Below are 8,399 nucleotides of genomic sequence, written 5' to 3'. Positions count from 1 at the left end.
GTTTCCGCTCTCCTGCTGATCGAGCAGGGCGTTGAAGTGGAAGGCCTGTTCATGAAGAACTGGGAAGAAGACGACGGAACGGAATATTGCACCGCCATGGACGACCTGGCGGACGCTCAGGCCGTGTGCGACAAGATCGGCATCAAACTGCACACTGCCAACTTCGCCGCCGAGTACTGGGACAACGTGTTCGAGCACTTCCTGGCCGAATACAAGGCCGGTCGCACGCCGAACCCGGACATCCTGTGCAACCGCGAGATCAAGTTCAAGGCGTTCCTGGACTACGCCATGATGCTCGGCGCCGACCTGATTGCCACCGGCCACTACGTGCGCCGCCGTGACATCGATGGCCGCACCGAACTGCTCAAGGGCCTCGATCCGAACAAGGATCAAAGCTACTTCCTGCACGCCGTCGGCGGCGAACAGATCGCCAAGACCCTGTTCCCGGTCGGCGAGCTGGAAAAACCGGCAGTCCGCGCCATTGCCGAAAAATACGAACTGGCGACCGCCAAGAAGAAGGATTCCACCGGGATCTGCTTCATCGGCGAGCGTCGTTTCAGCGACTTTCTCAAGCAATACCTGCCGGCACAACCGGGCGAGATCAAAACCACCGAAGGCGAAGTCATCGGCCGTCACCACGGCTTGATGTACCACACCATCGGCCAGCGCCAGGGCCTGGGCATTGGCGGTTTGAAAGATGCGGGCGATGAGCCGTGGTACGTGCTGCGCAAGGATCTGGACAACAACGAGCTGATCGTCGGCCAAGGCAACAACCACCCATGGCTGTTCTCCAGCGCCCTGCACGCCTCGGAAATCTATTGGGTCAACCCGATCGATCTGAGCCAGCCGCTGCGCCTGACCGCCAAAGTGCGTTACCGCCAAAGCGACCAGGCCTGCACCCTGGAAAAAACCGCCAGCGGTTACCGCGCAGTGTTCGACGAGCCGCAACGCGCGGTGACGCCGGGCCAGTCCGTGGTGTTCTATGACGGTGAAATCTGCCTCGGCGGCGGCGTGATCGAAGTCGCCGAGCCGTGGAGCGGCCAGGCATGAACCCGACTCAGGAGCAACTGACGGCGCTGGGCGGCGTGTTTCTCGCAGCCGTGCTGGTCGACCGGATAGCCAAGACCGGCCAGACCAACGAGGCCGGCCTGAGCTGCATGCTCGGCAGCCTGCTGGTGCGCGACCCGAAAGACACGCTGGACGTGTACGGCGGCGACGATATCAATCTGCGTGAAGGCTACCGCGCACTGATCGGCGCGCTTGAACGCGACCCGAGCACCTTGCAGCGCGAGCCATTGCGCTATGCCCTGTCGATGCTCGGTCTTGAGCGGCAACTGGCCAAGCGTGACGACATGCTCGACACCATCGGCAAGCGCCTGCCGCAGATCCAGTCGCAAGTTGAGCACTTCGGCCCGGCCCACGAAAACGTGGTTGCCGCGTGCGGCGCGCTGTACCAAGACACCCTGAGCACTTTGCGCCAGCGGATTCAGGTGCATGGCGACATGCGCAACCTGCAACAGCCGAGCAATGCCTCGAAAATCCGCGCCCTGCTCTTGGCCGGTATCCGTTCAGCACGCCTGTGGCGCCAGCTCGGCGGGCATCGCTGGCAGTTGGTGATCAGCCGGCGCAAGCTGCTCAAAGAGCTGTATCCGTTGATGCGCAGCGAGTAAATCGTCGCGCAATAAAAGCTTTGTAGTCTGTAACGCGTAATACGCCGGTCAGTTGGCGACGGACCGGCGGATTTTTTCATGTATGATACGCGCCCCATTTCGTTGCCCGACTGTCCGAGAACACCCCATGCAGCTCTCTTCGCTCACTGCGGTTTCCCCTGTAGACGGCCGCTACGCCGGCAAAACCCAGGCCCTGCGCCCGATTTTCAGCGAGTACGGCCTGATCCGTGCCCGCGTCCTGGTTGAAGTGCGCTGGCTCCAGCGCCTGGCCGCCCACGCCGGCATCCCGGAAGTGCCAGCCTTCTCCGCCGAGGCCAACGCCGTTCTCAATGAACTGGCTGAAAACTTCTCGCTGGAGCACGCCGAACGCGTCAAAGAGATCGAGCGCACCACCAACCACGACGTCAAGGCGATCGAATACCTGCTCAAGGAGCAGGCGGCCAAGTTGCCGGAGCTGGCCAAAGTCAGCGAGTTCATCCACTTTGCCTGCACCAGCGAAGACATCAACAACCTGTCCCACGCGCTGATGCTGCGCGAAGGCCGTGACGACGTGATGCTGCCGCTGATGCGCCAAACCGCCAACGCCATCCGCGAACTGGCCATCCGTTTCGCTGACGTGCCGATGCTGTCGCGTACCCACGGTCAACCGGCTTCGCCGACCACGCTGGGTAAAGAACTGGCAAACGTGGTTTACCGTCTCGAGCGTCAGATCACTCAAGTCGCTGCGGTGCCACTGCTGGGCAAGATCAACGGCGCTGTCGGCAACTACAACGCCCACCTGTCGGCCTACCCGCAGATCGACTGGGAAGCCAACGCCCGCGCCTTCATCGAAGACGAGCTGGGCCTGGGTTTCAACCCGTACACCACGCAGATCGAACCGCACGACTACATCGCCGAGCTGTTCGACGCCATTGCGCGCTTCAACACCATCCTGATCGACTTCGACCGTGACATCTGGGGCTACATTTCCCTGGGTTATTTCAAACAGCGCACCATCGCTGGCGAAATCGGTTCGTCGACCATGCCGCACAAGGTCAACCCGATCGACTTCGAAAACTCCGAAGGCAATCTGGGTATCGCCAACGCGCTGTTCCAGCACTTGGCGAGCAAACTGCCAATCTCTCGCTGGCAGCGCGACCTGACCGACTCCACCGTACTGCGCAATCTCGGCGTCGGCTTCGCTCACAGCGTGATCGCTTACGAAGCCAGCCTCAAAGGCATCAGCAAGCTTGAGCTCAACGAGCAGAAGATTGCTGCCGACCTCGACGCTTGCTGGGAAGTATTGGCTGAGCCGATCCAGACCGTGATGCGCCGCTACAACATCGAAAACCCGTACGAAAAGCTGAAAGAACTGACCCGCGGCAAGGGCATCAGCCCTGAAGCACTGCAGACTTTCATCGACGGTCTGGACATGCCAGCCGAAGCGAAAGCCGAGCTCAAGCAACTGACCCCGGCCAACTACATCGGTAACGCTGTAGCGCAAGCCAAACGCATCTGATCGACCGCTTGACCCGTTTGAGACGCCCGGCCGCGCCGGGCGTTTTTATTCCCGTCTGAAAAGTGCTTTTTTTCAATAGGTTACATATGAATTCCGATATTCCTCTTCAACTTCTGGGCGGCCTCACGGCGCGCGAATTCCTGCGCGACTACTGGCAGAAAAAGCCACTGCTGATCCGTCAGGCGATTCCTGATTTCGAAAGCCCGATCGACGCCGACGAACTGGCCGGCCTGGCCCTGGAAGAAGAAGTCGAGTCGCGCCTGGTGATCGAGCACGGCGAGCGCCCATGGGAACTGCGTCGCGGCCCGTTCGCTGAAGACGAATTCAGCAAGCTGCCGGAAAAAGAGTGGACCCTGCTGGTCCAAGCGGTCGACCAGTTCGTGCCAGAAGTCAGCGAACTGCTGGAAAACTTCCGCTTCCTGCCGAGCTGGCGCGTCGACGACGTGATGATCAGCTTCGCCGCGCCGGGTGGCAGCGTCGGTCCGCACTTCGATAACTACGACGTGTTCCTGCTGCAGGGTCACGGCAAGCGCAACTGGAAAATCGGCCAGATGTGCGACTCCGAGAGCCCGCTGCTGCAACACGCGGATCTGCGCATCCTCGCCGAATTCCACGAAACCGAAGAGTGGATTCTGGAACCGGGCGACATGCTCTACCTGCCGCCGCGCCTGGCCCACTGCGGCGTGGCCGTGGATAACTGCATGACCTACTCGGTCGGCTTCCGCGCCCCAAGCGCCTCTGAAGTACTGACCCACTTCACCGACTTCCTCAGCCAGTTCCTGACCGATGAAGAGCGCTACACCGATGCCGACGCGCAGCCGGCCAGCGACCCGCACCAGATTCAACACGATGCACTGGATCGCCTGAAAGCCCTGCTCGCCGAACACATGAGCGACGAACGCCTGTTGCTGACCTGGTTCGGCCAGTACATGACCGAGCCACGCTACCCGGAACTGGTGGCCGGCCCGGAAGATGTCGAAGAAGAAGACTTCCTCAGCGCTCTGCAAGATGGCGCCGTGCTGGTCCGCAACCCAAGCGCGCGTCTGGCCTGGTCGGAAGTCGATGACGATCTGCTGCTGTTCGCCAGTGGCCAGAGCCGTTATCTGCCAGGCAAGCTGCGCGAACTGCTGAAACTGATCTGCGCCGCCGACGCCTTGCACACCGACAACCTCGGCGAGTGGCTGAGCGATGAAGACGGTCGCGGCCTGCTGTGTGAACTGGTCAAGCAAGGCAGCCTGGGGTTTGCCGATGAATAAAATTCGCGTACGTGTCGCAGACTGGCAGAAGGACATCGCCGAGATCCGGCGCATTCGTGAAACGGTGTTTATCGCCGAACAATCGGTACCACCTGAACTTGAGTGGGACGCGGATGACGCGACCGCCGTGCATTTTCTGGCATTCGAAGGCGACTTTCCGATCGGCACTGCGCGCCTGCTGCCCGATGGGCACATTGGTCGCGTGTCGGTACTCAAAGACTGGCGTGGCATGAAGGTCGGTGACGCCCTGATGCAAGCGGTCATCGCTGAAGCTGAAGAGCGCGGCCTGAAGCAGCAGATGCTCAGCGCACAGGTGCAGGCCACGGCGTTCTACGAGCGCCTTGGCTTCAACCTGGTCAGCGAGGAGTTCCTGGAAGCAGGGATTCCGCATGTCGATATGGTTCGCCACTCGGCGTGATACCGCAGCGCGGCTTTCGCGAGCAAGCCGCCCCACCGGGAATCTCCAGCGAACACAGCTTTTGTGCCCAGCAGAGATCGACTGTGTGCCGGCTTGCTCGCGAAGAGGCCCTTGAGCGCATCTCAAAACGCCCCGCCATCCACCGATGACGGGGCGTTTTGCTGTCTACGATTCAACTTGCCCCACCCCAGGCCGACAAACTGGCAATATCAAGCCTTTCAAAAGCGGAGATAACGGACATGTCCCTACGCACCCTGCTCACCACCCTGCTGCTCGGTTGCAGCTTATCGGTGATGGCGGCCACTGAAATCGTGCCCCTCAAGTACCGCACCAGCGCCGACATGCTGCCGATGGCGCAAGACTTTATGGGCAAAGACGGTCAGGTCAGCGCCTATGGCAATCAACTGATCATCAAGGCCGAGCCGGACAAGATCCAGGAACTCAAGGCACTGATCACCCAACTCGATACCGCCCCCAAACGCCTGCTGATCACTGTCGATACCAACGAAAACAACCAGCAGAACACCGGCGACCAACAGACCCGGATCATCAACTACAGCACCGCCAGCCGTGATGGCGGCATTCAGCAGATTCAGGCCAGCGAAGGTGCACCGGCACTGATCCAGGTCGGCCAGAGCGTGCCGATCACCAGCAGCCAGAGCAACTCGTACGGCGACTACAGCAGCCAGACGCAATATCGCAACGTCACACAGGGCTTTTATGTCACCGCCAGCGTCACCGGCGACATCGTTCATCTGTCAATCAGCACCAATCGTGACCGCATGAGCCAGGAACGTCCCGATGTAGTGAACGTACAAAGTACCGACACAACGGTCAGCGGTCGCCTTGGCGAATGGATCACCCTCGCCGGGATAAACCGTGAAACCCAGTCCGACAAACAGAGCCAGAGCCGCAGCTACGCGACTCAAGGCCGGGATGACATGACTTTACGGGTGAAAGTCGACGCTTTGGACTAAAGCACCGAAAATTGACTGATTAGTCGTATTAGACGAAAGATGTAGTGCTTTAAAAAAAGCACTACAAAACGTTTGACGAGGCAAAAAAGCGAAGGCATGATGGCCTCGCTCCCGCTAATCAGAGGCCCTGGCAAGGGCCTTCGAAACGATGTTCGCACCCACCCCGCGAACCGCTTCGTGTCTGTACCGCCCACAAGGTGTGTTTGACGAGGTTGCCGACTGGAACGAAGTTGTCCCGAGGGACGGAAGCGTAATTGGGTAACCCGGCATCACACTGCAGTTCGTATAAAGGCCCACGACGCCCGAATGCGCCCGCCAGTTGCGCCTTTACCTGCTCACTTCCCCTCGAGCCCATCGTTCATCCCGTCGCCTACCCCGCCGAATCCGACTTGAGCACCTAAGCTTCTGGTCAGCGAGCGCAGGAATTTTCCACCGCAGAACAACTTTTCATAAAGACGCGACGAGGTTTATCTCCATGGCACTGACACGCGAACAGCAAATTGCAGCCCTTGAAAAAGACTGGGCTGAAAACCCGCGCTGGAAAGGCGTGACACGCACTTACTCCGCTGCTGACGTCGTCCGTCTGCGTGGCTCGGTTCAACCTGAGCACACCTTTGCGAAAATGGGCGCCGAGAAGCTGTGGAACCTGGTCACCCAGGGTGCCAAGCCGTCCTTCCGCCCAGAGAAAGACTTCGTCAACTGCATGTGCGCCCTGACCGGCGGCCAGGCTGTTCAGCAGGTCAAAGCCGGCATCCAGGCGATCTACCTGTCGGGCTGGCAGGTGGCTGCGGACAACAACTCCGCCGAATCGATGTACCCGGATCAGTCGCTGTACCCGGTGGACTCGGTGCCAACCGTGGTCAAACGCATCAACAACTCGTTCCGTCGTGCTGACCAGATCCAGTGGAAAGCCGGCAAGAACCCGGGCGACGATGGCTACATCGACTACTTCGCGCCAATCGTGGCGGACGCTGAAGCCGGTTTCGGCGGCGTTCTGAACGCCTACGAGCTGATGAAGAGCATGATCGAAGCAGGCGCCGCCGGCGTTCACTTCGAAGACCAACTGGCTTCCGTGAAAAAATGCGGTCACATGGGCGGCAAAGTACTGGTTCCTACCCAGGAAGCCGTGCAGAAGCTGACCGCTGCGCGTCTGGCTGCCGACGTTGCCGGTACGCCGACCATCATTCTGGCCCGTACCGACGCTAACGCTGCTGACCTGCTGACCTCCGATTGCGACCCGTACGACCAGCCGTTCGTGACTGGCGAGCGCACTCAGGAAGGCTTCTACAAGGTCCGTGCCGGTCTGGACCAGGCAATTGCCCGCGGCCTGGCTTACGCGCCGTACGCCGACCTGATCTGGTGCGAAACCGCCAAGCCGGATCTGGAAGAAGCCCGTCGTTTCGCTGAAGCGATCAAAAAGGAATACCCGGACCAACTGCTGTCGTACAACTGCTCGCCTTCCTTCAACTGGAAGAAAAACCTGGACGACGCGACCATCGCCAAGTTCCAGCGCGAACTGTCCGCCATGGGCTACAAGCACCAGTTCATCACCCTGGCCGGCATTCACAACATGTGGCACAGCATGTTCAACCTGGCGCACGACTACGCCCGCAACGACATGACTGCCTACGTGAAGCTGCAAGAGCAGGAATTCGCTGATGCTGCCAAGGGTTACACCTTCGTCGCCCACCAACAGGAAGTGGGCACCGGCTACTTCGACGACATGACCACCGTGATTCAGGGTGGCTCGTCTTCGGTAACCGCGCTGACCGGTTCGACCGAAGAAGAGCAGTTTCACTGATCTGCTTCACCTGAGCAAACGGCCGTTGCGGGCCGGATAGAAAGCTAACCGCAACGCCGCACATCTGACGCCCCGACTGGTTTGGGGCGTTTTTTTGCCCGCAAACATCTCAAAGGCTCCCACAGGTTTTGTGTAGGACCTTTCTGAAAAAACATTGATCCAGAGCGCTATGGACGTCAGAAAAATCGTTTAAAACGGGCGATACCGCTACTTGCAGTAACGGGCATATAAGACAACTTCCTGATTACTGCCCCACTAAACAGTTTAAAAATCACTCCAAACGATATCAATTATCATTTCGCAGTAACTATGTTCGTTACATTTCCCACAAAACATAATTCGCAGAAACCCGGCTAATGCCCGCTATGCTTGGGCTACGGGGCATTCGAGGTGCGCTATGTCCTTATTCCAATAAATAATTTCGCTATAGGAATTTTACTTGCAGGGTGTTTAGCCATAAAATCAGCGCGATTGATTGCTGCGACATATCGTCACTGCTTTATTTCTTTATCAAGCTCAGAGACCTTTGCTCTCTGTTAAGGATTACCAGCATGCCCGAAGCGACAGGACTCATGGCCCACAACTGGGGCTTTGCCATTTTCCTTCTGGGTGTAGTCGGCCTGTGTGCCTTCATGCTCGGTGTCTCCAGCCTCCTCGGGTCAAAAGCCTGGGGCCGCAGCAAAAAAGAACCGTTCGAGTCCGGCATGCTACCTACCGGTGGCGCCCGCTTGCGGCTATCAGCCAAATTATCTATGGTCGCTATGCTGTGAGAGATCTTC

General features: G+C 59.0%; 7 protein-coding genes and 1 pseudogene. All 8 read left to right on the top strand.

Translation table 11 applies throughout. The features are described from left to right. On the top strand, positions 1-1,050 hold a 1,050-nt coding region (gene mnmA, locus ACIOWA_RS26585), incomplete at its 5' end, for a tRNA 2-thiouridine(34) synthase MnmA (RefSeq protein ID WP_401162735.1). Further along, the gene (hflD, locus tag ACIOWA_RS26580; protein ID WP_221730384.1) at positions 1,047-1,670 is read left to right on the top strand and encodes a high frequency lysogenization protein HflD; all 624 of its coding nucleotides are present in this window, start codon (positions 1,047-1,049) and stop codon (positions 1,668-1,670) included. The genes mnmA and hflD, both read left to right, overlap by 4 nt. Before the next feature lie 127 nt (positions 1,671-1,797). After that, positions 1,798-3,168, top strand: a complete 1,371-nt coding sequence (gene purB, locus ACIOWA_RS26575) for an adenylosuccinate lyase (RefSeq protein ID WP_401162733.1) — start codon at positions 1,798-1,800, stop codon at positions 3,166-3,168. An 86-nt stretch (positions 3,169-3,254) separates the two neighbouring features. Further along, entirely contained in the window at positions 3,255-4,424 is a 1,170-nt protein-coding gene (locus ACIOWA_RS26570; protein ID WP_401162731.1) for a JmjC domain-containing protein, read from the top strand. Then, positions 4,417-4,842 carry a GNAT family N-acetyltransferase gene (locus ACIOWA_RS26565; RefSeq protein WP_007920197.1) on the top strand — a complete coding sequence of 142 codons (426 nt, stop codon included), beginning with the start codon at positions 4,417-4,419 and terminating at the stop codon, positions 4,840-4,842. The genes ACIOWA_RS26570 and ACIOWA_RS26565 overlap by 8 nt, the downstream gene beginning before the upstream one ends. Positions 4,843-5,081: 239 nt before the next feature. Beyond that, positions 5,082-5,819 carry a secretin N-terminal domain-containing protein gene (locus ACIOWA_RS26560; protein WP_401162729.1) on the top strand — a complete coding sequence of 246 codons (738 nt, stop codon included), beginning with the start codon at positions 5,082-5,084 and terminating at the stop codon, positions 5,817-5,819. Between the two features lie 475 nt (positions 5,820-6,294). Then, positions 6,295-7,620, top strand: a complete 1,326-nt coding sequence (aceA, locus tag ACIOWA_RS26555; RefSeq protein WP_401162727.1) for an isocitrate lyase — start codon at positions 6,295-6,297, stop codon at positions 7,618-7,620. Between the two features lie 551 nt (positions 7,621-8,171). Further along, positions 8,172-8,387 (top strand): annotated as a pseudogene (locus tag ACIOWA_RS26550) (NADH-quinone oxidoreductase subunit A); the annotation flags it as partial. Positions 8,388-8,399: the final 12 nt, after the last annotated feature.

This window comes from Pseudomonas sp. NPDC087614, assembly GCF_044743485.1.
GTDB classification, from domain to species: domain Bacteria; phylum Pseudomonadota; class Gammaproteobacteria; order Pseudomonadales; family Pseudomonadaceae; genus Aquipseudomonas; species Aquipseudomonas baetica_A.
This window is presented reverse-complemented; position numbering and strand designations above follow the sequence as displayed.